This is a genomic window from Sphingomonas oleivorans (genome assembly GCF_003050615.1).
GTDB lineage: Bacteria > Pseudomonadota > Alphaproteobacteria > Sphingomonadales > Sphingomonadaceae > Sphingomonas_H > Sphingomonas_H oleivorans.
Genome location: NZ_NWBU01000010.1, coordinates 481377 through 505484, shown reverse-complemented (window position 1 = coordinate 505484; position 24108 = coordinate 481377). Strand labels below are relative to the sequence as shown.

Here is a 24108-nt window from a genome sequence, read left to right as displayed (position 1 = left end):
AGCAGCCGTTCATGGCCCAGGAACAGACGCCCAGGCAACAGGCCGCCGAAGCCGCCGCGATCCGCCGCCGCTGGCTTACGCTCGGCGAGGTGCTGGCGGTCGCCGCAGTGGCGATTTCCGCCCTTACCTTCTGGAACAGCTATAGCGAACGCAGCAATGCCGAGGCGGAGCGCGACGCCAGCGCGCGCAAGGCCGATCGCGCTGCCGCGACGCTGTTGCTCCGGGGCACGCCCGCCCGGGATGGCGAGAGCATCGCCCTTGCGCCGCTCCGCGATGACCAGACGATCCAGAGCCAGACGATCCGTTTCCCCGGCGCGCTCGCGGTCGATCCGGTCGAGACGACCGGGAATGCGCGGATCGAAGGCGACTGGTTCGATAGCGCGCTGCGGAAAGCGCGCCGCGCCGCCGGGCGGAGCGAGGATAGCCAGGGCGACGAGCGCCTGCCGATCGCGATCGCCACCCGTTTCCTGGGCGGCGGTGCGCTGCACGAGGATATCGCGCTCTACGATATCGGCTATGTCGTGGAGGGGAGCTTCCTTGGCGGAAGCGAGGTCCGCCTGCGCGGCCTGTCGCTCATCGGGCGGGCGGACGCAAAATCCGTGCCCGCCCGCCTCGATGCGCTATGGAAGGCCCGGCATCCGAAGAGCGTCAGGCCGTAAGCGGCGCCTCATTCAGCGCGCTCATCTTGAGCGCCGAGCGTGAGGAACCTCTTTCAGCAATCAGCCGACAATTTCTTCCGGCTTGAAGAAATAGGCGATCTCGATCGCGGCATTTTCGAGCGAGTCCGAACCATGGACCGAATTGGCCTCGATCGATTCGGCGAATTCCTTGCGGATCGTGCCCGGCTCGGCATTGGCCGGGTTGGTGGCGCCCATCACTTCGCGATTCTTCAGGACGGCATTCTCGCCCTCCAGCACCTGCACGACCACCGGGCCGGAGATCATGAAGCTGACGAGATCGTTGAAGAAGGGCCGCTCCTTGTGCACCGCATAGAAGCCCTCGGCCTGCTCCTTGCTGAGCTGCAGGCGCTTGGACGCGACGACGCGCAGGCCGGCTTCCTCCAGCTTGGCGGTCACGGCGCCCGTCAGGTTGCGACGGGTGGCATCGGGCTTGATGATCGAAAAAGTGCGTTCGGTCGCCATGGCCGAGCGGTCTCCATATTGAAGTTGACAGGATCGGAAAGTGGCCGCGTCCCTAGCCGCTGGCGCTTTCATCCGCAAGCCGGCCCGGCACAGCATCAGGCGATCTGCTTCCAGCGCCCGTCCTCCTGCTTCCAGAAGCGCCGCTCGACATCCTCGCGACCGCCCAACGTCTTCCAGGCGGCGCGCGCCGCGCCGATCGTCGTGTCGTCGAAGAAATGAAAGGCGCGATCGAACGCCAGCGCCTCGTCCCGCCAGATGCCATCCACCAACGCGATCTGCCTGGCGCCATTGAGCGGATCGGGCGAGGTTCCGATCAGCACCGGCTGATCCGCCTCCCCACCCTGCCCGGCCCGGCCATGCGGCAGGAAGCTATCGGGCGCATAGTCCCACAGATAGGCGTCGAGCCTGCCCGCCACGCCCTCATCCCCGGCGACGACCAGCAGCCGGCCGCCATCGCTCAGGACGCGCTCGGCGATCCGCTGCACCACGCGCTCCACGGGGGTTGCGGCAAGGTGGTAGAAATCGACCTGCACCGCATCCCTCCGTCCGATGCCTCCCATCCCGGCGCCTGCCGGGACGGTCTTACGTCTCGAAGCCCCGGCGTCGCGCCGGGACGATCTCATTTCTCGAAATTGTCCGCCACCAAACGATCGAGCAGGCGCACGCCATAGCCGGTGGCGCCCTTGTCCCACAGCAGGCCCGGCTTTGCCGCCCAGACCATGCCGGCAATGTCGAGATGCGCCCAGCGGACGCCTTCCTCGATATAGCGCAGCAGGAATTGCGCCGCCGTGATCGATCCGCCCGGGCGGGGGCCGACATTCTTCATGTCCGCAATCTGCGATTCGATCAGCTTGTCATAGGGATCGCCGAGCGGCATCCGCCAGAGCTGGTCGCCCGTCTTGCGCCCTGCTGCGGTCAATTGGTCCGCCAGATCGTCGCTGTTCGAAAAGAGCCCGCCATATTCATGGCCGAGCGCGATGATCATCGCGCCCGTCAAGGTCGCCAGATCGACGATCGTCTTCGGCTTGAACCGCCGCTGGACCCAGGTGAGCGCGTCGCACAGGACAAGACGGCCTTCCGCGTCGGTGTTGATCACCTCCACCGTCTGGCCGGACATGGTGCTGACCACATCGCCCGGCCGCTGCGCCGTACCCGAAGGCATATTCTCGACCAGCCCGCAAATGCCGACGACATGCGCCCTGGCCTTGCGCGCGGCGAGCGCCTTGATCGCGCCCGCGACCGCGCCGGCCCCGCCCATGTCCCACTTCATATCCTCCATGCCGGCCGCCGGCTTGATGGAGATGCCGCCCGTGTCGAAGGTTACGCCCTTGCCGACGAAGGCGACGGGCTCGGCCTCGGCGCCGTCCGTACCGTCCCAGCGCAGGACAAGCAGCCGCGCCGGCCGCGCCGAGCCCTGCGACACGCCGAGCAAGGCACCCATGCCCGCCGCACGCATCTGGTCCTCGTCCAGAGTCTCGATCTGGACACCCAGCGCTTCCAGTTCGCGGCAACGCTCGACGAAGCTTTCAGGATAGATGATGTTGGCCGGCTCCGCGACCAGCATGCGCGTGAAGGCGACGCCTTCCGCCACCGCATCCTGCCGCGCCCAGGCGGCATCCGCCCTCTCGCCGCCGCCGACGATCACCAGTTCGGCGAGACTCGGCTTCGCCTTGGCGGGAAGCTTGGTGCGATAAATGTCGTGCCGCCAGGAACGGAGCTTCGCGCCGAGGCCGACGCGCGCCGCAAAATCGGCCGGATCGCCCAGCCCAAGCGCCGTAAGGTCTATCACCACCCGATTTTCGCCGGACGTCAGCAGCCGCGCGACCACCGCCGCACCGAGTTGCTCGGCGGCGGTCCCCTCGCCATTGGCCGCGGCACCCACGCCCGCGAACAGCACGCGCCGCGCGCCTTCCGCCTCGGGCACGAACAGTTCGAGGATCGATCCGGCCTCGCCGCCGAAGCGCGCCGCCGTGGCACTGCGCTTCGCAAGGTCGGCGGCGGCCTCATGGCCCGCCGGGAAACGACCGGCCGCCGCATCCGGCGAGGTTACGGGAAGGACGAGGACATGGGCTCCGCTCGGGCAGGCAGCAGCAAATTCGACCTTGATCAACGAAACACCTTTCAGGCTGTTATCGCCGCTATCTAGGCGCAGCTTTCGCCGCTTTCAAAAGATAAGGCGTGTCATCGTCTTGCCGAGGGCGATTGCAGGGCACGCCGCTGTGCGATAGGCGGTCCGTCGCGCAGCCGTGTATCGTGGGGCAATGTGAACAAGAACACACTTTTCCTGATGACGGCGCTGCCCCTCGCGCTGGTTGCGGCGTCCTCCGCCTTCGCCCAGCAGCTTGGCGACCGTCCCGCACCGCCGCCTACGCCCGATCAGGCCGGCCCGCCGCCGCCCGCCAGCGAAGAGGAAGTGACGTTCAGCGCCGGCAGCCTCGATTATGACAGCGAGGCGGATATCGTCACCGCGACGGGCGATGTGCGCATGCTCCGCGCCGGCTATCGGCTGCGCGCGGACAAGGTCATCTGGAATCGCAAGACAGCGCAGGTCCGCGCGGAGGGCAATGTCGCTGTCACCAGTCCCGGCGGCGATACGCTCTATGGCGACAGCGTCGATCTGACCGACACGCTGAAGGACGGCGTCGTCGAAAATCTCCTGCTCGTGCTGGAAGATGGCGGCCGGCTGGCGGCGCAACGGGCGACCCGCGCCAATGAGATCACAACGCTGGAGCGGGCGGCCTATACGCCCTGCGCCGTGGTCGATTCCGAAGGCTGTCCCAAGGAGCCGATCTGGAAGATCACGGCGGTGCGCGTGGTCCACAATCCGATCAAGCACCGCATATCCTATCGCGATACGCGTTTCAGCTTCATGGGCGTGCCGATCCTCTGGCTGCCGGGCTTCTCGCATCCGGATGGCAGCCAGCGGGGCGGCGCCTCCGGTCTCCTCATGCCGGACGTGCGGATCAGCCGCGTGAACGGCGCCGAGCTTTCGCTGCCTTATTATCTCCAGATCGCGCCCAATCGCGATCTGACGATCACGCCCCATGTCTACAGCAAGGTGAAGCCGGCGCTCGAAGCGCAATATCGCGAGCTGAATTCGCTCGGCGCCTATCAGGTCGGCGGCTTCATCACGCATGGCTCGCGCCTGCCGGCGACGCTGCAGGCCACGCCGGGCATGGACGGGGATCGCGGCATTCGCGCCTATTTCGACGCCAATGGCCGCTTCCAGCTCGATCCCGACTGGAGCATCACCGGCACTGCCCGCTATTCGACCGACCGGACCTTCCTGCGCCGCTACGATATTTCGGATGACGACCGGCTGCGTTCCGGCATCAATGCGGAGCGCATCACGCGGGACAGCTATCTGTCGATCGCCGGCTGGGCGGTGCAGACGCTGCGCGCCGGGGCGGATCAGGGCCAGCAGCCGATCGCGCTTCCCGCGATCGACTATCGCCGGCGATTCGATGATCCCTGGGCGGGCGGCCGCTTCGAGCTGCAGCTCAACAGCCTCGGCATATTGCGCACGGAAGGGCAGGATACGCAGCGCGCCTTCGCCGGCCTGCGCTGGGACATGCGCCGCTTCACGGGGCTGGGCCAGGAACTGACGCTGACCGGCTATGCCCGGGCCGACCTCTATCATACGAGCGATATTCTCGAGACCACGACGATCAGCTATCGCGGCGATGACGGCTGGTCGGGGCGCGGCATCGCGGCGCTGGCGGCGGACATACGCTGGCCCTTCGTCGGCGAGCTGCTCGGCGGCACGCAGCGCCTCACGCCGCGTTTCCAGCTCGTCGCCGCGCCGAACATCGCCAATCTGCGCGTGCCCAACGAGGATGCCCGCGCGGTCGATCTCGAGGATTCCAATCTCTTCGCGCTCAATCGCTTCCCCGGCTATGACAGGTGGGAAGATGGCAGCCGCGCCACCTATGGCGCCGAATGGGCCTTCGATCGCCCGCGCCTGTCGATCCGCGGCGTGATCGGCCAGAGCTACAGGCTGGCGGATCGGGAGATCATATTGCCGGCGGGCACGGGCCTGTCCGGCCGCTTCTCCGATATCGTCGGCCGCCTCACGCTGCGTTACGGCCGATTCGTCGAGCTGACCGAGCGCTTCCGCCTCGACAAGACCAGTCTCGCCGTCCGCCGCAACGAGGTCGACGCCACGATCGGCACACGCCGGACCTATGTCAGCCTCGGCTATCTCCGGCTCAACCGCGACATCGATCCGGCGATCGAGGATCTGCGCGATCGGGAGGAAATACGCCTCGGCGGCCGGCTCCAGCTCGCGCGCTACTGGTCGATCTTCGGCTCCACCGTCGTCGATCTGACGGGCCGGGGCGAGGATCCGCTGTCGCGGGCGGATGGCTATCAGCCGATTCGCAACCGGGTCGGCCTGCTCTATGCGGATGATTGTTTCGAGATGGGAGTCACCTGGCGGCGCGATTATGCGCAGACCGGCGACGCGCGGCGCGGCAGCACCTTCCTCCTGAGGCTGGCGCTCAAGAACATCGGCCGCTAAGCGTGCATTCAGCGATCCGGGCGTAGCATCGGCATCACAGGCAAGCGAAATCAGTGAACGGGATAGATGTGACAGTATCGATGTTCAGGAAGGGCCTGGCAAAGGCGGGTTTCGGGACCGCCGTCGCGCTCGGGGCGCTTTCGGCCATGGCGCCGGCGCAGACGAGCAGCGCCGACGGATTGAACCTGCCGTCTGACCTCACCATATTCGGCCATGCCGATCCGTCCGTCCGCAAGGCGACCGCGATCGTCAACGGCACGATCATCACCGATACCGACATCGATCAGCGCCTTGCCCTCGTGCTCGCCGCCAATGGCGGGCGGATCGAGGGCGAGGAGCGCGACCGGCTGAGGCTGCAGGTGCTGCGCAACCTGATCGACGAGACGCTCCAGATCCAGGAAGCCAAGGCGCACGAGATCACGATCACGCCTGCCGAGATCCAGCAGGCCTATGCCCGCGTCGCCGGCAACTTCAAGCGCAGCCCGACCGATTTCGCCGCCTATCTGCGCCAGCAGGGCTCGTCCGAAGCCTCGATGAAGCGGCAGATCGAGGGCGAGCTCGCCTGGCGCCGCCTGCTCAGCCGCCGAATCGAGCCTTTCGTGAACGTCGGCGAGGAAGAGGTGCGCGGCGTGATCGACCGGCTCAACGCGTCGAAGGGCGCGCAGGAATTCCGCATCGGCGAAATCTATCTTTCCTCGACGCCCGATACCAATGCGGAGACGCTCGCCAATGCCGAGCGCATCGTCCAGCAGGTGCGTCAGGGCGCATCCTTCGTCGCTTATGCCCGCCAATATTCGGAAGCCTCCACCGCGGCCGTCGGCGGCGATCTCGGCTGGGTCCGCGGCGAGCAGCTTCCCGAGCCGCTCGCCGCCGCCGCGCAGTCGCTCCAGGCCGGTCAGGTGAGCGATCCGATCGCGATCCCCGGTGGCTATTCGATCATCGCGCTGATCGACAAGCGGCAGGTGCTCACCGCCGATCCGCGCGATGCGCTGCTCAGCCTGAAGCAGCTTTCGATCAGCTTCCCGGCCGGCGCCACCCGCGCGCAGGTCACGCCCCGGGTCGAAGCCTTTGCCAATGCGGTGAAGGGCATTCAGGGCTGCGGCAAGGCCAATGACGTCGCCGCGAAGGTCGGCGCCGAAGTGGTCGATAATGATCAGATCAAGGTGCGCGATCTGCCTGCCCCGCTCCAGGAACTGCTGCTCAATCTCCAGATCGGCCAGGCGACGCAGCCCTTCGGCTCGCTCACCGACGGCATCCGCGCGCTCGTGCTGTGCGGCCGCGACGATCCGGAGGTCGCCACCGGCCCGTCCTTCGATCAGATCTATGCGCAGATCGAGGAAGAGCGCGTGAACCGTCGCGCGCGCCGCTATCTGCGCGATCTGCGTCGCGATGCGGTGGTCGACTATCGATGAAGGCGCGATGAGCCCCGCTCCGGCTGGTCCGGCCATCGCTCCCCTCGCCGTGGCGCTCGGCGATCCAGCCGGTATCGGGCCGGAGATCGTCGCCAGGGCCTGGGCCGCGCGCGCGGCGCATGGCCTTCGCCCCTTCTTCGCGGTCGGCGACATACGCTCGATCGAGGCGGTATGGGACGGGCCGATCGCCCGCATCTTCGATCCCGCCGAAGCAGCCACCCATTTCGCCGATGCCCTGCCGCTGATCCAGGTGGAGGATGCCGGGCCGATCGTGCCGGGCGAGCCCAATATGGCCGGCGCGCGCTGCTCGCTCGATGCGCTGGAGCTGGCGGTGGGCCTTGCGCGCTCGGGCGTCGCCGGCGGGCTGGTGACGGGCCCCGTCTCCAAGGCGCAGCTCTATTCGATCGGTTTCAACCATCCGGGGCAGACCGAATTCGTCGCCGAACGGTGCGGCGTTTCGCGCGACAATGTGGTGATGATGCTGGCGGGCCCCACGCTCCGCGCCGTACCGATCACCACCCATGTCGCGCTACGCGATGTGGCCAGGCTCCTCTCGGTCGATCTGATCGTCGCGAAGGCGCGCACGACCGAACGCGGCCTCATCCGCAATTTCGGCATAGAGCGGCCGCGCCTCGCCATGGCCGGCTTCAATCCCCATGCCGGCGAAAGCGGCGCGCTCGGCCGGGAGGAGATAGACATCATCGCCCCCGCGCTCGAACTGCTGCGCGCCGAGGGGATGAACATAATCGGCCCGCTCGCCGCCGACACGATGTTCCATCCCCGCGCCCGGGCCGAATATGATGCCGCACTCTGCCTCTATCATGATCAGGCGCTGATCCCGCTCAAGACGCTCCATTTCGATGAAGGCGTGAACATGACGCTCGGCCTGCCGATCGTGCGCACCGCGCCCGATCATGGCACCGCCTTTGCCATTGCCGGCAAGAACAAGGCCGAGCCCGGCGCGATGATCGCCGCGATCGCGCTGGCCGGCTCCTGCGCGGAAACACGCTGCCAGCCGTCATGACCGTCAATCGCCTGCGGGATCTCCCGCCGTTGCGCGAGGTGATCGCGCGCCACGGCCTCAGCGCGCAGAAGGCGCTCGGCCAGAATTTCCTGCTCGACGGCCAACTTCTCGACCGGATCGCGCGCGTCCCCGGCCCGCTCGCCGGAGAGACGGTCTATGAAGTCGGCCCCGGCCCCGGCGGACTCACCCGTGCGCTGCTCGGCGCGGGCGCGCGGGTGGTCGCGGTGGAGCGCGATCCGCGCTGTCTTGCGCCGCTGGGCGAACTGGCCGAGGCATCGGGCGGCCGGCTGCGCGTGATCGATGGCGACGCGCTCGCGGTGGACGAGCGCGCCGAGGCGGGCGAAGGCGCGCATATCGCGGCGAACCTGCCCTATAATGTCGGCACCGCGCTGTTCGTCCGCTGGCTGACGACGGTGGACTGGCCACCCTGGTGGCGCTCGCTGACGCTGATGTTCCAGAAGGAAGTGGCCGAGCGCATCGTCGCAAAACCCGGCAGCGCGGCCTATGGGCGGCTTGCCGTGCTCGCCCAATGGCGCGCCCGGCCGAGCATCGCCTTCACCGTCCATCGTTCGGCCTTCGTGCCGCCGCCCAAGGTGATGTCGGCGATCATCCATGTCGTGCCGGCGGAGGCGCCCGAGGGCGTGGCCGTCCGCACGATCGAGTCGCTCACCGCCGCCGCTTTCGGCCAGCGCCGCAAGATGCTCCGCCAGAGCCTGAAGGGCCTGCCCGGCGCGCTCGATGCGCTCGCCCAGACGGGCATCGATCCCGAGCGCCGCGCCGAAACGTTGAGCGTGGAGGAATATGTGGCGGTCGCGCGCGCGATGGAAGGCCGGCGCGCCGCCTGATCCGGCGCCCCGACCGAGAGCCGGAGCGACCGTTTCCTGTCAGGGCTTGGTCGTGGCCCCTTCGGACGCCTTGTCGCCCGCCTGCGCGGTCAGGACGGGCGGCGGCGGGCCCTTGGCGATCGCCGCGGCCAGCATCACCGCCTGCGGGCAATCGGCCTTGCAGAGCGACTTAACCTTGGCAAGATTGGCCTTGGCCCGCTCGACCGCGCCTTTCTGAACCATCGCCTCGCCTTGGCCGGCCAGCGCGGTCACATCATTGGGCTCGATCACCAGCGCCTCGCGATACATGCGGATCGCCTTGCCCGGCAGCGCCTGCGCCTGCGCCACCCGGCCGAGCGAGACGAAGGCCGCCCGGTTGCGCGGGTCGATCGCGAGCGCGGTTTCGAGAAGGTCATTGGCGGCGACGAGATCGCCTGAAGTGCGGGCGGATTCGGCCTGTTTCAGCAGGACCAGCGAGCGGGGATCGATCTGATCGTCGGGGCGCTGCCCCTGCACGCTGCTGGAAACGGCGGCAAGCGCCAGGGAAAGGGAAATGGCGACAGGCGAAAAACGCATCAACGTCTCCCACAAAGGGCTATGTCGACCTTCTATCATGGCCGTTTGAGACTAGCGACGAAAAAGCCGTCCGTACCGTCCCGTACTGGCGTAAGTAGTCGGCCCGCCCCGCGCGCACGCCCAGCCGCGACCAGCTCGGCTTCCGCCCGCCATTCGGGATACGCCGCCAGGAAGGCGTCGATCTGGTCCCGCCCCTCCTCGTCGAGCAGCGAACAGACCGCATAGACCAGCCGCCCGCCCGGCCTCACCAGCGGGGCCGCGATCGCGAGCACCTGGCGCTGCATCGCCTTCAGCCGGTCGAGCCGGGCCGGGGTCAGCCGCCAGCGCGCCTCCGGATTGCGCCGCCACGTGCCCGTGCCCGAGCAAGGCGCGTCCACCAGCACCACATCGGCCTTGCCCTCGAGATCGGCGAGCGCCCCCGCCTCCCGGCCCGGATCGAGCAACCGCGTCTCGATGCCGCCTGCTCCCGCCCGCTCCGCACGTGGCCCGAGCCGCGCCAGCCGCGCCCGATCGACGTCGCAGGCGATCAGCCGTCCTTCGCCACCCATCTCCGCCGCCAGCGCCAGCGTCTTGCCGCCCGCGCCCGCGCACAGATCGATAGCCGTCATTCCCGGCGCCGCATGGCAGGCCGCGGCGATGAGCTGGCTGCCCTCATCCTGTATCTCGACCAGCCCTTCGGCCCAGAGGGCGGAGGTCTCGATCGGAAAGCCCTCGGGCAGGCGCAACGCATCTTCGGACAAGGTACCCAGCCGCGCCTCGGGCAGCCGTTCCCGCACCATCGCGCGCGTCGCCTTCAGCCGGTTGACGCGCAGGTCGAGCGGCGCGCGATCGAGCAAGGCCGCCTGTTCGGCTCCGTCCAGCGCAGCCGACAGCCGCTCGACCAGCCAAGCCGGTGCCACGCCCGCTTCCGCCACCGGCTCGTCGGGCAGAACGGGCGTCGGCCCATGCGCCGATCCATCAAATAGATCAATAAGTTCCGGCCTATCCTTCGCAAGCCCCAGAAGGGCCGCGCGGCCGCTTGCGGGCCGTTCGCCCGCGCGCCGGATCGCGCCATAGATCAGGTCGCGCACCGCGCGCCGGTCCTTCGATCCGGCATAGCGCCGCGTCTTGAAATAACGGGCGATCAGCGTGTCCGCCGCCGCCCCGCCCTCACGCGACGCGGCGACGACCTGATCCAGCAACTCGATCGCGGCCTGAACGCGTGCCGCCGGCGTCATCTTTCCCCCAGCCCTTCATATCCGGAGAGAGGCAAGCTCCCCAAGTTCAGCCCAGGCTGGGATAATTGGGTGCCTCGCGCGTGATCGACACGTCATGGACATGGCTCTCGCGCAGGCCCGCATTGGTGATCCGCACGAAGCGGGCGCGCTTCTGCAGCTCCTCGATCGTCTTTGCGCCGGTATAGCCCATCGCCGCCTTCACGCCGCCGACGAGCTGATGGATCACATCCTTGGCCGGGCCCTTATAAGGCACCTGCCCCTCAATGCCTTCAGGCACCAGCTTGAGCTGGTCCTTGATCTCCTGCTGGAAATAGCGGTCCGCCGAGCCGCGCGACATCGCGCCCACACTTCCCATACCGCGATAGCTCTTGTACGCACGCCCTTGATAAAGAAAGGTTTCTCCCGGCGCCTCCTCGGTCCCGGCGAGAAGCGATCCGATCATCACGCCCGCGGCACCCGCCGCCAGCGCCTTGGCGAGATCGCCGGACGTGCGCAGGCCGCCATCCGCGATCACGGGAATGCCGGACTTCGCCGCCTCCGCCGCCGATTCCAGGATCGCCGTCAATTGCGGCACGCCCACGCCCGCCACAACGCGCGTGGTGCAGATCGATCCCGGCCCGATGCCGATCTTGATGCCGTCCGCGCCCGCATCGATCAGCGCGCGGGTCGCCTCGGCGGTCGCGACATTGCCCGCGATCACCTGCACCGTATTGGAAAGCTGCTTCACCCGCTCCACGGCCTTGGCGACATCGCTATTATGGCCGTGCGCGGTATCGATCACGATCAGGTCGCATTCCGCCTCGACCAGCGCCTCGGTGCGCGCGAAGCCCTTGTCCCCCACGGTCGTCGCCGCCGCCACGCGCAGCCGGCCCGACGCATCCTTGGTGGCGGAGGGATAGGTCACCGCCTTCTCGATATCCTTGACGGTGATGAGGCCGATACAGCGATAGGCCTCGTCCACCACCAGCAGCTTCTCGATCCGCCGCTGATGGAGCAGGCGCCGCGCCTCCTCGCTGCTCACGCCCGCAGGCACCGTCGCCAGATTCTGCCGCGTCATCAGCTCGGATACGGGCTGGGCCGGATTTTCCGCAAAGCGCACGTCGCGATTGGTGAGAATGCCGACCAGCTTGCCGTCCGCCTCCACGATCGGGATGCCCGAGATGCGATGGCGCTGCATCAGCTCCAGCGCGTCGGCCAGCGTCTGCGTCGGCGCCATGGTGATGGGATTGACCACCATACCCGATTCGTAACGCTTCACCGCACGGACCGCCGCCGCCTGCTCCTCCACGGTCAGGTTGCGGTGGAGCACGCCGAGGCCGCCGAGCTGCGCCATCACGATCGCCATGTCCGCCTCGGTCACCGTATCCATCGCGGAGGAGAGGATCGGGATGTTGAGCGAAATCGACTTGGTGATCTGGGTCCGCGTGTCGGCCTCGGTCGGAAGCACGTCGGAGGCGGCGGGCCGGAGGAGCACGTCGTCGAAGGTGAGACCGAGGCTGATATCCATGAGGCGAATCCGATAAGTTTTGCAGGATTCGAGGCTCTATAGGTGCGCCATCGCCGCCTTGCTAGCGCGAGACTGTCGGAAAACGCTCCGGATCCGCCAATAGCCGCCCAAGCATGACGAAGAAGGCGCCGTCTTCGGCGGCGCCGCCAAGCTCGATGCCCTTCCCGGCTTCATCCCCCGGCCCATGATAATCGCCGGCAAGAAAGCGGTTCAGCCGTTCCATATCGGCAAAAGCACTGCCCGGCATGATCGCCGGCACGCCTGCCTGTATCAGTGCCCAGCCGTCCTGCCGCTCGACCAGCATATTCTGCACCGTGCGCGTATCCGACGTCCGGCCGACCGCACGGGCTGCTGCGTCCACCAGCGGATCGAGCGGCGTCATGCCCCGGCCGATAGTGGCGATGGCCCTGCCCCTGGGCGCAACCGCGACCGTATCGAAATTGATCGCCGCCCTGATCGATCCCAGCGGCACGGGCGGGTCCCGGACGAAGGCGCGCGCGCCCAGCAGCCCCGATTCCTCGGCGGTGGTCGCCATGAACATCAGGCTTCGTCCCGGCCGCGGCGCTTGCGCCAGCAGCCGCGCCGTCTCCAGCATCAGCGCGACGCCGCTCGCATTGTCGACCGCGCCGTTGCAGATCCGGTCCTTCGTGCCCGCCGGCCGGCACAGGCCGAGATGATCCCAATGGGCGAGATAGAGGATCGCCTCATCGGGCCTCGTTGTTCCTGCCAGCCGGCCGATCACATTATGCGATTCGAAGCCATGCACCTCCGTTCGCACGTCGATCGCGACATGGCCGATCGGACGCGCCCGGAAATCGGCCGTACCTGCCTCGGCGACCAGCTTCATCGCCTCGCTTCCCGCCGCCGTCGCGATCCGGCTCCAGCCGAAATGGGATATCGCCCCCTGCAGGCCGGGCTCCGGCGCCTCGGCGGAGACGATCCGTCCGGCTTCATATTGCCTGCGCACCTCCGCCCAGGGCAGGCCCGCGGCCATCGGCACGATCAGCCCCGCCGCCCCCCGCCGCACCAGTTCCGCGCGACGCTCCGCCATGTTCGGCACCTCGCCCGCACCTTGCGGCTTGCCCGCCAGCAGCAGGACGATCGCGCCCTTCAGATCCACGCCATCGAGCGCCGCACCCGTCGCGAAGCCGGCGAAGATGAGGGGCGCGGAAGCAATGCGCGTCTCCGCCTCCCGGCCGATCAGGATCAGGTCGCCCGGATCGAGCACCACCGTCGTTCCGCCCAGCGATGCGGTCATGCCCGTCGAGACCGGCCGCCGCTCGACCAGCTTCACCGGCTGCAGCCAGCCGCCATCCTTCGCGCCGGGCTGGAGCCCGATCGCCTGCATCTGCTCGACGATATAGGCCACCGCCCGCTCGCCTCCCGCCGTGCCCGGCCGACGCCCCTCCATCGCATCGCCCGCGAGCGTGGCGATATGGCGCATCAGCGACGCCTCGCTGATCGGGGGCTCCGCATCCGCCGCGCCCGCCAGACAGGCGATCGCCAGCGCGATCTTCCCCATCAGCCGCCAGCCTCGCGCAATCTTCACTCGGCATCTCCCCTTTTGCGGGTGGGGAGATAAGCATGGCCGGCAGGGTCAAGTCATCAGCCGCAACGCAAAAAGGCGCGCCGGCCTCGACCGACGCGCCCTGCCCGAAGCCAAACCACTATCAGGCCGCGCGCGGCGCCGCCCGGCGGACGCCTTCGTCCACCTGATCCGCGAACTGGGCGAAATTGCAGATGAAGAGGCTCACCAGCCTGGCTGCCGTCGCATCATAAGCGGCCTTGTCCGCCCAGGTTCCGCGCGGATCGAGGATCACCGGATCCACGCCCGGCACGGCCACCGGTACCTTGAAGCCGAAATTGGGATCGATGCGAAATTCGGCATCGTTCAGCCTGCCGTCGAGCGCCGCGTTGAGCAATGCGCGCGTCACCTTGATCGGCATGCGATGGCCGGTGCCATAGGATCCGCCCGTCCAGCCGGTATTGATCAGCCAGCAATCGACCCCGCCCCTGGCGATCCGGCTCTTGAGCAGATTGCCATAGACCGAGGGGTGGCGCGGCATGAAGGGCGCGCCGAAGCAGGTGGAAAAGGTCGCCTCCGGCTCGGTCACGCCCATTTCGGTGCCCGCGACGCGCGCGGTATAGCCCGAAAGAAAATGGTACATCGCCTGATCCGGCGTCAGCTTGGCGATCGGCGGCATCACCCCATAGGCGTCCGCCGTCAGGAAGATCATATTCCTGGGCACCGGCCCGAGATTCTTCTCCGAGGCGTTGGGGATGAAATCGATCGGATAGGCGCCCCGGCTATTTTCGGCCAAAGTCGCATCGTCCAGATCGATCTCGCGCGTGTCCGGATCGATCATAACATTTTCGAGGATCGTCCCGAAACGCTTTGTCGTGGCATAGATTTCCGGTTCTGCCTCGGGCGAAAGATGGATCATCTTGGCGTAGCAACCGCCCTCGAAATTGAACACCGCCTCGTCCGACCAGCCATGCTCGTCATCGCCGATCAGCTTGCGGCTCGCATCGGCCGACAGCGTCGTCTTGCCCGTGCCGGACAGGCCGAAGAAGATCGCCGTATCGCCCTTCGGCCCGATATTGGCCGAGCAATGCATCGGCATCACGCCTTCGGCCGGCAGCTTGTAGTTCAATATGCCGAAAACGGCCTTCTTCATCTCGCCGGCATATTTGGTGCCGCCGATCAGGATCAGCCTCTCGCTGAAATTCACCGCGATCACGGTTTCGCTACGCGTGCCGTGCCGTTCCGGATTGGCACGAAAGCTCGGCAGGCAAATGAGCGTATAGTCCGGGAAAAACTCCTCCAGCGCCGAATCCTCGGGCCGCACGAGCATCGTGCGGACGAACAGGCTATGCCAGGCAAGTTCCGTGACGACGCGCACGCGCACGCGATAATCGGGCTGCGACCCGCCATAGAGATCCTGGGCGAACAGCGTGTCCTTGCTTGCCAGATGCGCGAGGAAATCCCGCTTCAATGCCGCGAAATGATCGGGCGACATCGCCTTGTTGATCTTGCCCCACCAGACCGTATCCTCCGTTTCCGCATCGCGAACGATGAACTTGTCGCTCGCCGATCGGCCGGTATGCCTGCCGGTCTTGACGACCAGCGGGCCGTCGCTGGCAAGGATGCCCTCGTCGCGCAGCAGCGCGATCTCCACGAGCGGCGCCGTGGGCAGGTTCCAATATAATGCGGCGGGAATATCGAACCCCTGCGCATCGAGCCCATGTTTCGGCATAGGGTTGGCCAAGGCTACTCTCCTATTTATATGAGTATTTAACCTTTACTATCATGGGCTTATATCACCCTCTCTCCAATGACATGGCATATAGGAATGGCCCCTGCCGGTCAAAGCGGCGCGGGAATGCACCGTCATGGCACGGTTCATCTTTTGCGGGCGCTTTATTGCCGGCCGGGGTTGCCTCGGCTAATCGCTCCTGGCCGCGTCGCCGCTCGCGCGCGGCCGCTTTGTAGGGGACGGCATGTCGGCATCCATCGCGCTCGTCGATGACGACCGCAATATCCTGACCTCGGTATCCATCGCGCTCCAGGCCGAAGGATTCACCGTGCGCGTCTATTCCGATGGGGAAACGGCGCTGAAGGCAATTATCGAAAATCCGCCCGATCTGGTGGTGCTCGATATCAAGATGCCGCGCATGGACGGAATGGAGCTGCTCCGCCGCCTACGCGAGAAGAGCGCCGTGCCCGCAATCTTCCTCACCTCCAAGGATGATGAGCTGGACGAGGCGCTCGGCCTCGCAATGGGGGCGGACGATTATATCACCAAGCCCTTTTCCCAGCGCCTGCTGATCGCCCGCATCCGCGCGATCCTGCGGCGCACCGAGGCGCGCGCCCAGCCCGAGCCCGATCCGTCCGAAGCACCGCCACCGGAAAAGATCGTACGCGGCCGGCTGTCGATGGATCCGGCACGCCATCGCGTCCAGTGGAACGGCGCGGATGTGACGCTTACCGTAACCGAATTCATGATCCTAGAGGCGCTCGCGCAGCGCCCCGGTTTCGTCAAATCGCGCGACCAGCTTATGGACGCCGCCTATCAGGACGATGTCTATGTCGACGACCGCACGATCGACAGTCACATCAAGCGCCTCCGCCGCAAGTTCCGGCAGGTGGACGGCGACTTCAAGGCGATCGAGACGCTCTATGGCGTGGGCTACCGTTTTTCGGAGGAGTGACGAGGGCGAGCTCGACTGGTCCGCCCGGCTCACGCTCACCGCGCGTATCCTCGCCGTCAACATCTTCGCGCTCGCGCTGCTTGCCGGCGGCTTCTTCTATCTCGACAGCTATCGTGCCCGGCTGGTCGACGAACGGCGCGAGCAGGCGGCGACCGAGGCGCGAATGGCGGCCGATGCGCTTGCGGCTGCCGCCCCCGACAAGCGGCCCGCGCTGGCATTCCGGCTCGGCCAGACAAACGGGACGCGCCTCCGCCTCTATGGCGCGGATGGCCGGCTGCGGCTGGACAGTTTCCGCCTCGGCCCGCCCGCTTATGTGCTGCGCGATCCGCGCACGGAGGCCTGGCAGCGCAAGGTCGCGCGCTTCCTCGATCGGGTGATCGACCGGGTGGTCGATGCGGAAAAGCCCACTTTGTTCGAGGAACCCGCCCGCGACCGGCTCGCTGCATGGCCCGAAGCGATGCTCGCGCGGCGGAGCGGATCCGTCCAGACCGCGCTCCGCCGCGCACCGGACCGGACACCGATGGTTTCCGCCGCCACGCCGCTTGCCGGTACGCGCGGCGAGATGCTGCTCCTCACGGGCAATGCGCGCGACGTGGTGCGCACCGTGCGCGCGGAACGTTTCTGGTTCGGCATCATCCTGCTCGTCGTCGGGCTCGTCTCGGTGCTGCTGTCCACCTATCTGGCGCGCACGATCGCGCGCCCGCTCCGCCGCCTCGCGCTCGCCGCGCATCGCGTCCGCCTCGGCCGCGCGCGCGAGGTGCAAGTGCCCCGCCTCCCCTCGCGCCGCGACGAGATCGGCACGCTCGCGCGCGCGCTTTCGGACATGAGCCAGGCGCTGCGCCAGCGGATCGACGCCACCGAGGCCTTCGCCGCCGATGTGGCGCATGAGCTCAAAAACCCGCTGGCCTCGCTCCGTTCCGCCGTCGACAGCCTCGATCTCGTCAAGGATCCGGAGCTCCAGAAGCAGCTCGTCGCCGTCATCCGCGACGATGTCCATCGGCTCGACCGGCTGATTACCGACATATCCGAAGCCTCCCGCCTCGATGCCGAACTGTCCCGTGCCCGGTTCGAGACGATCGATCTCGGCGCGGTGATCGAGGGGCTGATCGCCGCTCGCGAGGCGCGCGGGGTGCCGAACGGCGTGCGCCTCGCCTTCGCCCGGCCGCACAAGGGCGTAGCCGTGCTGTTCGGCGATGGATCGCGTCTCGCCCGCGTGATCGAAAATCTGGTGGACAACGCCATCTCCTTCTCGCCGCCCGGCGGGCTGGTGCAGATCGCCGCCACGCGCGACGGCGACGATGTCGTGCTCCGCGTCGATGATGAGGGGCCCGGCGTGCCCCCCGAGGCGCGCCAGGCGATCTTCAACCGTTTTCACAGCATTCGCCCCGATGGCGAGGCCTTCGGCCGGCACAGCGGCCTCGGCCTCGCCATCGCCAAGGCGATAGTCGAGGGCCATAACGGCACGATCCACGTCACCGACCGGGACAATGCGCCGAGCGGGGCGCGTTTCCTTATCCGCCTCCCGGCGGCGCAGAAATGAGCCTTTCGCAGCCTCCCGAGCTTCTCCACGCCAGCTGCGTCGCGATCCATGGCCGCGGCGTGCTGCTCCAGGGGCCATCGGGCGCCGGCAAGTCCGATCTGGCGCTGCGCCTGATCGATCGCGGCGCGCGTCTCGTCAGCGATGACTATACGCTCCTCCATCAGGAGGACGGGCGGCTGGTCGCCACCGCGCCGGACAATATCAAGGATCGGATCGAGGTGCGCGGCCTCGGCATCCTTGCCATGGCCGCGGCGGGCCCCGCCGCCGTGGCGCTGCTCGTGGCGCTCGACAGGACGGTGGCGCGCATGCCGCCCGAACCTTGCGAGACGCGGAACATCGCCGGGATCGACCTGCCGGTGATCGCGCTTGCGGCATTCGAGGCGTCCGCGCCGCTCAAGGTCGAACTAGCGCTCGACCTGTTCGGCCTGAAGGACGATAGTGACGCATGAGCGATCGTCCGGGCCGAGTCCTGCCCAAGCGCATATTGATCGTCACGGGCATGTCGGGTGCGGGCCGCACCACCGCGCTCAAGACATTCGAGGATCTGGGCTGGGAAGTGGTCGACAATCTTCCCCTGCCGCTGCTCGAACGGCTGCTCGGCAGCCCCGTCGCCGAGGGTGAGGAGGATCAGAGCCGGCCGCTCGCTTTCGGCGTATCCAGCCGCACCCGCGCCTTCGATGCCGAACGCATCGTCCGCAGCGTCGCGGCGCTGCGCGAGGAGCGCGGCTATGATATCGGCATACTCTTCTTCGATTGCGCCGGCGCGGTGCTCACCCGCCGCTATTCGGAGACGCGCCGCCGCCATCCGCTGGCGCTCGATCGTCCCGCCGCCGACGGCATTCGCCGCGAGCGCGAACTGTTCCGCCCGATCCGCGACGCCGCCGACTATCTGATCGACACCAGCGACACGAACAGCAATGCGCTCCAGGCCGAGCTGCGCCGCATCTTCGCAAGCGAGGATGCCGATTCGCCGACGCTCAACGTCATCTCCTTCGGCTTCTCCCGCGGCGTGCCGCGCCATGCCGATCTGGTTTTCGACATGCGATTCCTGCGCAATCCGCACTGGGATCCGCATCTTAGGCCGCAGACCGGGCTGGATCAGCCCGTTGCCGCCTATGTCGAGGAAGATTCGGCCTATTCCGAAGCGGTTACGCGGATCGAAAATCTCCTTCTTCTGTTGCTTCCGCGCTATGCCAGCGAAGGGAAATCCTATGTTACTATAGCCTTCGGCTGCACGGGCGGACGGCATCGTTCGGTGCGGGTTGCGGAAGACATTGCCGGGCGGTTGCGCAATGCGGCATTTTCGCCCACGGTCACGCATCGCGATCTCGCGCTCCAGACGCGGGACGCCAAGGAGGGAAGCCCTACAGGCGGTAGAGACCATGAGCGTATCGGGTGATTAGATGATCGGATTGGTGCTGGTGACGCATGGCCGTCTTGCGGCCGAATTCGTCACGGCAATGGAACATGTCGTTGGCCCACAGCAGGCGATCGAGGCGATCTGCATCGGCCCCGACGACGATATGGAGGCGCGCCGTGCCGATATCGCCCGCGCGGTCCGGGCGGTGGATAGTGGCACGGGCGTGATCCTGCTCACCGACCTGTTCGGCGGCACGCCTTCCAATCTCGCCATATCGCTCATGGAGCCGGGGCATATCGAGGTGATCGCCGGGGTCAATCTGCCGATGCTGATCAGGCTGGAGGGGGCACGCAAGATGATGAAGGTCAAGGCCGCCGTCGCCGCCGCGCGCGAGGCGGGCCGCAAATATATTTCTGTCGCATCCGAGGTTCTGGGAGAAGCCGCCGCATGAACCTGCTTTTCCGGAAGGTTCTCATCACCAACAAGCGCGGCCTCCATGCGCGCGCCAGCGCCAAGTTCGTCACCCTCGCCAGCGCCCAGAGCGCGATCGTCGAGGTGGAGAAGGACGGATCGAAGGTCGCCGGCACCTCCATCATGGGCCTGATGATGCTCGGCGCCGCCAAGGGCGACAGCGTCACGATCAGCGCGTCCGGCGACGGCGCGGACAAGGCGCTCGCAGCCCTTGTCGAGCTGGTCGAGGGCAAGTTCGGCGAGGATTGAGCCCGCCCCTCCGCTCCGCCCGCCTGTCGACAGTCGAAATTCCCGCTTCCCCTGGAATGACGAACCGCTAGACGGGCGCCATGCCCCGTGAGATCACCGCCTTTTCCAATCCCCTCGTCAAGCGCGTCCGCTCGCTTCGCGAAAAGCGCCATCGTCGCGAGGAGGGCCTGTTCCTCGCCGAAGGGCTGCGCATCCTGGCCGAGGCTGAAGAGGTAGGCATATTGCCCCTCTATCTCTTCTTCGCGGCCGATTCCGCCGAGCACCCACTCGTCCGCCGGCTGGTCGCGGCGGTCGAGAATTCAGGCGGCGAGGCGATCCAGACCAGCCGGGACATTCTCCACAAGCTGTCCGGCAAGGATAATCCGCAGACGGTGATCGGCGTCTATCGCCAGTTCGACACGGCGCTGTCGCGCATCGACCGGAGCGCCGCGGACATATGGATCGTCGCCCAGTCGCTGCGCGATCCCGGCAATCTCGGCACGATCCTGCGCACGGGCGACGCGGTCGGCGCGGGCGGGCTGATCCTGGTCGACGATTGCGTCGATCCCTTCTCGGTGGAGGCGGTGCGCGCCACCATGGGCGCGCTCTTCACCCAGAAGATCGCCGCCGCCCGCTGGCCCGAATTCCTGTCCTGGCTGCGCTCCGGCCCCGGCCAGCTCGTCGGCACCAGCCTCAAGGCCACCCACGACTATCGCGCCCCGCGCTACGAAACCCCCACCTTCATCCTCGTCGGCAACGAGGCGCAGGGCCTCCCGGCAGAATATGAAGCGGAATGCGACCTGCTCGTGAAAATGCCCATGCTCGGCCGCGCCGACAGCCTCAACGCCGCCGTCGCCACCTCCGTCATGGCCTATGAAGTGCTGAACCAGCGCCGCCCGCTCTGAGGGGGCCGTCCGACTTCGTCACTCCCGTGAAAGAGCGACCCTGCCGGCCTTCAAATGCCAAATCCGGGATGCGTCATCTGGCGCGGCTTACCCACGACCCAGACAAGCCCGTCAAATTCGTCCTGCAACGCTTTTCCTGCCTCGCAATAATGAAGCTGGGTACCGCTCGGGCAACCCAATGTCGGCAAATGCAGTCGCAGAAGCGTACGAGCCGCCTGGACGTCGATCGTATCGACATCGATCCCGCAGGATTCGATCTCCCTCGCCCCGTCGGGCTTCTTCGCACTCAATAATGAGCCGCCACCGCTGATATAGCCCAGGCCGACAAGCCTCAGCTCCGCGTCGATCGGATCTTCAAAGCGATGCCCACGCTCGATCGGCTCGAACGAGCCCGGCAGATAGATATAAACCAGCTCGGTATCGTCCAGCAGGTCCGGCTTTCCGACAAGCATCTGCCTGAACTTATCGAGCCAGCGCATAGAGCGTCTCCTCCGATCACCGCCAGGGCCAGCCCGGCCCTCCGCAGAGCATGATCGAACAGTAAACGGCTCAATGACAGCTGAACACCCTACTCCGCCGCTTCCGCCCGCCCCTGATCGGGCACGGGCAGCGCCATATCCCCATAGCGGGCCAGCGCATCGACCGGCGGGATCTCCTCGATCGCCCGCGCGCCCGTCTCGATATTGAGCTTCTGGAATTCGCGCCCCGTCACGAGCACGCGGCTCTCGAAGCTTGAGACGAACTTGTTGTAATTATTGACCGCCGTCGCAAGCCCACCGCCGACCGTCTTCAAATGCCCAGCCGCGACCGCGAGGCGATCATACATCAGCTTGCCGAGATCGCCGATCTTCTTGGCCTCGGCCGCCAGCCTCTCCTGCCGCCACACCGCCGCGACCGTCCGCGCGATCGCGATCAGGTTGGTCGGCGTCGCCAGGAGCACGCGCTTCTCGAAGGCGAAATCCCATAGCGTCGGATCATGTTCCAGCGCGGCAGACAGGAAGTGCTCGCCCGGCACGAACATGATCACATAGTCGGGCGCATCGGCGAACTGCGCCCAATAAGCCTTGGCGCCCAGCCCGTTGACATGCGCCTTCATCGCCGCCGCATGCGCCGAAAGCCCGCGCGCGCGTTCCGCCTCGTCCACCGCCGCAAAGGCATCCTGATAGGCGTTGAGCGACACTTTGGCATCGATCACCAGCGCCCGCCCGCCCGGCACGCGCACGATCGCATCGGGCCTGAGCCGTCCTTCCTCCACGCCGACGCTCACCTCGGTCTGAAAATCGGCATGTTCGGAAAGCCCGCAGGTTTCGAGCACATTTTTGAGCTGCTGCTCGCCCCAGCGGCCGCGCGCCTTGGGCGCCGAGCGCAGCGAATTGACCAGCTTCTGCGCCTCGCTGCGCACCGCCTCCTGCCCCGCCCGCATCGAATCGATCAGGCCGGTGAGATTGCCATAGGCCTCGCGCCGCTCCTGCTCGACGCGGGCGACGCCCTCCTCATAACGTTGCAGCCGCTCGGTCACCGGCTGGAGCAGCGCCTTCAATTCCAGGCCGCTCTTCTCCTCGGACTGGCGGAAGCGCGCATCGGCCCGCTCCAAAAAGGCCTTCTGCGCCTCGCCGAGCAGCTTCGCGCCGACCTCGCCGAACTGCTGCGACAGCGCCTCCTTCGCCTCGCGCAGCTCCGCCAGCCGCAGGCCATGCGCCTCCTCGCGCTCCTTCGCCCGGGCCCTTTCTTCCGCCAGCGCGCGCAGCGCTTCGTCCCGCTCGGCCGTCACCGCATCGAGCGTCGTTCTGAGCAGCCCGGCCGCCTTCGCCCGCTCCTCGGCCGCCGCGAACGCCGTTTCCGCGCCCCGCAGCCTTTCGTTCAGCCGGTCCCGCTCGCCGCGCAACAGCGCTCCGCTCCGGCCGAAGGCGAGCCATCCGCATAGCAGTCCGAACAGCAGCGCACCGAATATAGCGACAAGCGCCAGGCCAATATTCATTCTTCCAACCCTGAACGGAACAGAAAGCGAACCTAAACCCGCCCGCCATTCCTTTGCAAGCCATGCGCTGAACGGCCTGCCGCAGGAAGAAGATATGTGGAGCCCTATTATCGGATAGGCCGACGGACGACGAGCCCTTGGAACATGCCCCGCGCCCAGCCCGTTTGCCCGCTGAGGGACCGGCAACAGGAGGCCGCCACCATGTCCATTCACAAGATGATCGCCGCGCATCCCGATGTCGCAGGCAATCTCAACGAGGAGCTTGCGACCGCCGTCCGCCATGCGATGTTCTGCGCGATCATCTGCACCTCCTGCGCGGACGCCTGCTCGGCCGAGAAGATGGATATGGTCCAGTGCATCCGCAGCTGCATGGACTGTGCGGATATTTGCGACGCCACCGCGCGCGTCGCGACGCGCCGATCGGGCAGCAACGAGGCGGTCATCCGCTCCTTGCTGCAGACCTGTATCGAGACATGCGAAATCTGCGGCGCCGAATGCGAGACGCATGAACAGGCGCATTGCCAGCTCTGCGCCGAAATGTGCCGGGAATGCGCGACGGACTGCCGCAAGGCACTCGCGACGATCGATTGATCAGAGCAGTCTCCACGCGACCGCGCTCAGCCTGAGCGGTACGATCCGGCGGATCAGGCCGCGCGCCGGGCCTTGCGCGCCTTTTCCAGCTTCTTCAGCAGCATCTCGCGCTTCAGCCGCGAAAGATGATCGATGAAGAGTATGCCTTCCAGATGGTCCATCTCATGCTGGATGCAGGTGGCAAGCAGCCCTTCCAGCGCTTCCTCATGCTGGACGCCGTCACGATCGAGCCAACGGGCATGCACCCGGGCGGGGCGCTCCACCTCGGCGAACTGGTCCGGCACGGAGAGGCAGCCTTCATTATAGACCGACTGCTCCTCCGAAGGCTCGAACAGCTCCGGATTGATGAAGACGCGCGGATTGCGGACGGGCTTGCCCGTCTCGGGATCTTCCTCCTGCAGGTCGATCACCAGCACGCGCTTGGGCACGCCCACCTGGATCGCGGCAAGGCCGATGCCGGGCGCGTCATACATCGTCTCGAACATATCGTCGATCAACGTACGCAGCTCGTCATCGACCGCCTCGACGGGCTTCGACACGACACGCAGCCGGGGATCCGGCGCTTCGAGGATGGGCAATATGGCCATGCCTTGGAGCTAGGC

General features: G+C 66.9%; 24 protein-coding genes. 13 read left to right on the top strand and 11 right to left on the bottom strand.

Annotation, left to right across the window (positions count from 1 at the left end; translation table 11 throughout):
* Positions 1-11: 11 nt before the first annotated feature.
* Complete coding sequence (locus CLG96_RS13675) at positions 12-659, top strand: hypothetical protein (RefSeq protein WP_107968508.1); 648 nt, start codon at positions 12-14, stop codon at positions 657-659.
* Positions 660-719: 60 nt separating this feature from the next.
* On the opposite strand, the gene ndk is transcribed toward CLG96_RS13675, so the two are convergent.
* The 3 genes from ndk to CLG96_RS13660 form a co-directional block, all read right to left on the bottom strand.
* Entirely contained in the window at positions 720-1142 is a 423-nt protein-coding gene (gene ndk, locus CLG96_RS13670; protein ID WP_107968507.1) for a nucleoside-diphosphate kinase, read from the bottom strand.
* Between the two features lie 95 nt (positions 1143-1237).
* Positions 1238-1675, bottom strand: a complete 438-nt coding sequence (locus tag CLG96_RS13665; RefSeq protein WP_107968795.1) for a DNA polymerase III subunit chi — start codon at positions 1673-1675, stop codon at positions 1238-1240.
* A gap of 86 nt (positions 1676-1761) precedes the next feature.
* Positions 1762-3249 carry a leucyl aminopeptidase gene (locus CLG96_RS13660; protein ID WP_107968793.1) on the bottom strand — a complete coding sequence of 496 codons (1488 nt, stop codon included), beginning with the start codon at positions 3247-3249 and terminating at the stop codon, positions 1762-1764.
* A gap of 180 nt (positions 3250-3429) precedes the next feature.
* Here CLG96_RS13660 and CLG96_RS13655 point away from each other — a divergent pair, with 180 nt between their 5' ends.
* The 4 genes from CLG96_RS13655 to rsmA all read left to right on the top strand — a co-directional run bounded on the left by CLG96_RS13655 (position 3430) and on the right by rsmA (position 8942).
* Positions 3430-5661 (top strand): LPS-assembly protein LptD, encoded by a 2232-nt coding sequence (locus CLG96_RS13655; RefSeq protein ID WP_207796708.1) that lies wholly within the window; start codon positions 3430-3432, stop codon positions 5659-5661.
* A gap of 80 nt (positions 5662-5741) precedes the next feature.
* Entirely contained in the window at positions 5742-7073 is a 1332-nt protein-coding gene (locus CLG96_RS13650; protein ID WP_107968505.1) for a peptidylprolyl isomerase, read from the top strand.
* 7 nt (positions 7074-7080) lie between these two features.
* Complete coding sequence (gene pdxA / locus CLG96_RS13645) at positions 7081-8097, top strand: 4-hydroxythreonine-4-phosphate dehydrogenase PdxA (RefSeq protein ID WP_243395777.1); 1017 nt, start codon at positions 7081-7083, stop codon at positions 8095-8097.
* Positions 8094-8942, top strand: coding sequence for a 16S rRNA (adenine(1518)-N(6)/adenine(1519)-N(6))-dimethyltransferase RsmA (gene rsmA, locus CLG96_RS13640; RefSeq protein WP_107968503.1), 849 nt, complete (start codon positions 8094-8096; stop codon positions 8940-8942). The genes pdxA and rsmA overlap by 4 nt, the downstream gene beginning before the upstream one ends.
* A gap of 39 nt (positions 8943-8981) precedes the next feature.
* Here the strand turns inward: rsmA and CLG96_RS13635 are convergent, their stop codons facing one another.
* The 5 genes from CLG96_RS13635 to CLG96_RS13615 all read right to left on the bottom strand — a co-directional run bounded on the left by CLG96_RS13635 (position 8982) and on the right by CLG96_RS13615 (position 15478).
* Entirely contained in the window at positions 8982-9497 is a 516-nt protein-coding gene (locus CLG96_RS13635) for a tetratricopeptide repeat protein (protein WP_107968502.1), read from the bottom strand.
* 35 nt (positions 9498-9532) lie between these two features.
* Positions 9533-10714, bottom strand: a complete 1182-nt coding sequence (locus tag CLG96_RS13630) for an RsmB/NOP family class I SAM-dependent RNA methyltransferase (protein WP_107968501.1) — start codon at positions 10712-10714, stop codon at positions 9533-9535.
* 46 nt (positions 10715-10760) lie between these two features.
* Positions 10761-12221: an IMP dehydrogenase gene (gene guaB / locus CLG96_RS13625; RefSeq protein ID WP_107968500.1), complete on the bottom strand. Its 1461-nt coding sequence runs from the start codon at positions 12219-12221 to the stop codon at positions 10761-10763.
* A 61-nt stretch (positions 12222-12282) separates the two neighbouring features.
* Positions 12283-13770 (bottom strand): M28 family peptidase, encoded by a 1488-nt coding sequence (locus tag CLG96_RS13620; protein ID WP_133175402.1) that lies wholly within the window; start codon positions 13768-13770, stop codon positions 12283-12285.
* Positions 13771-13891: 121 nt separating this feature from the next.
* On the bottom strand, positions 13892-15478 hold the full coding sequence (locus CLG96_RS13615) for a phosphoenolpyruvate carboxykinase (protein ID WP_207796707.1): 1587 nt from the start codon (positions 15476-15478) through the stop codon (positions 13892-13894).
* Between the two features lie 244 nt (positions 15479-15722).
* Here CLG96_RS13615 and CLG96_RS13610 point away from each other — a divergent pair, with 244 nt between their 5' ends.
* The 7 genes from CLG96_RS13610 (at position 15723) to CLG96_RS13580 (ending at position 20937) form a co-directional block, all read left to right on the top strand.
* Positions 15723-16433, top strand: a complete 711-nt coding sequence (locus tag CLG96_RS13610) for a response regulator transcription factor (protein ID WP_107968497.1) — start codon at positions 15723-15725, stop codon at positions 16431-16433.
* Complete coding sequence (locus CLG96_RS13605) at positions 16402-17973, top strand: sensor histidine kinase (protein ID WP_107968496.1); 1572 nt, start codon at positions 16402-16404, stop codon at positions 17971-17973. Before CLG96_RS13610 ends, CLG96_RS13605 begins: the two co-directional genes overlap by 32 nt.
* Positions 17970-18422 carry an HPr kinase/phosphorylase gene (locus tag CLG96_RS13600; protein ID WP_107968495.1) on the top strand — a complete coding sequence of 151 codons (453 nt, stop codon included), beginning with the start codon at positions 17970-17972 and terminating at the stop codon, positions 18420-18422. Before CLG96_RS13605 ends, CLG96_RS13600 begins: the two co-directional genes overlap by 4 nt.
* The gene (gene rapZ / locus CLG96_RS13595) at positions 18419-19372 is read left to right on the top strand and encodes an RNase adapter RapZ (protein ID WP_107968494.1); all 954 of its coding nucleotides are present in this window, start codon (positions 18419-18421) and stop codon (positions 19370-19372) included. The genes CLG96_RS13600 and rapZ overlap by 4 nt, the downstream gene beginning before the upstream one ends.
* Positions 19373-19376: 4 nt before the next feature.
* The gene (locus CLG96_RS13590; protein WP_107968493.1) at positions 19377-19784 is read left to right on the top strand and encodes a PTS sugar transporter subunit IIA; all 408 of its coding nucleotides are present in this window, start codon (positions 19377-19379) and stop codon (positions 19782-19784) included.
* Positions 19781-20053: an HPr family phosphocarrier protein gene (locus CLG96_RS13585; protein ID WP_107968492.1), complete on the top strand. Its 273-nt coding sequence runs from the start codon at positions 19781-19783 to the stop codon at positions 20051-20053. Before CLG96_RS13590 ends, CLG96_RS13585 begins: the two co-directional genes overlap by 4 nt.
* 80 nt (positions 20054-20133) lie before the next feature.
* Positions 20134-20937 (top strand): TrmH family RNA methyltransferase, encoded by an 804-nt coding sequence (locus CLG96_RS13580; RefSeq protein ID WP_107968491.1) that lies wholly within the window; start codon positions 20134-20136, stop codon positions 20935-20937.
* A gap of 50 nt (positions 20938-20987) precedes the next feature.
* Here CLG96_RS13580 and CLG96_RS13575 read toward each other — a convergent pair whose 3' ends face one another.
* Positions 20988-21416, bottom strand: coding sequence for a hypothetical protein (locus CLG96_RS13575; RefSeq protein ID WP_107968490.1), 429 nt, complete (start codon positions 21414-21416; stop codon positions 20988-20990).
* A gap of 89 nt (positions 21417-21505) precedes the next feature.
* Complete coding sequence (locus CLG96_RS13570) at positions 21506-22915, bottom strand: DNA recombination protein RmuC (RefSeq protein WP_107968489.1); 1410 nt, start codon at positions 22913-22915, stop codon at positions 21506-21508.
* A gap of 201 nt (positions 22916-23116) precedes the next feature.
* On the opposite strand from CLG96_RS13570, the gene CLG96_RS13565 reads away from it, so the two are divergent.
* The gene (locus CLG96_RS13565) at positions 23117-23506 is read left to right on the top strand and encodes a four-helix bundle copper-binding protein (RefSeq protein WP_107968791.1); all 390 of its coding nucleotides are present in this window, start codon (positions 23117-23119) and stop codon (positions 23504-23506) included.
* Between the two features lie 53 nt (positions 23507-23559).
* Here CLG96_RS13565 and def read toward each other — a convergent pair whose 3' ends face one another.
* Entirely contained in the window at positions 23560-24093 is a 534-nt protein-coding gene (def, locus tag CLG96_RS13560; protein WP_107968488.1) for a peptide deformylase, read from the bottom strand.
* Between the last annotated feature and the right edge of the window lie 15 nt (positions 24094-24108).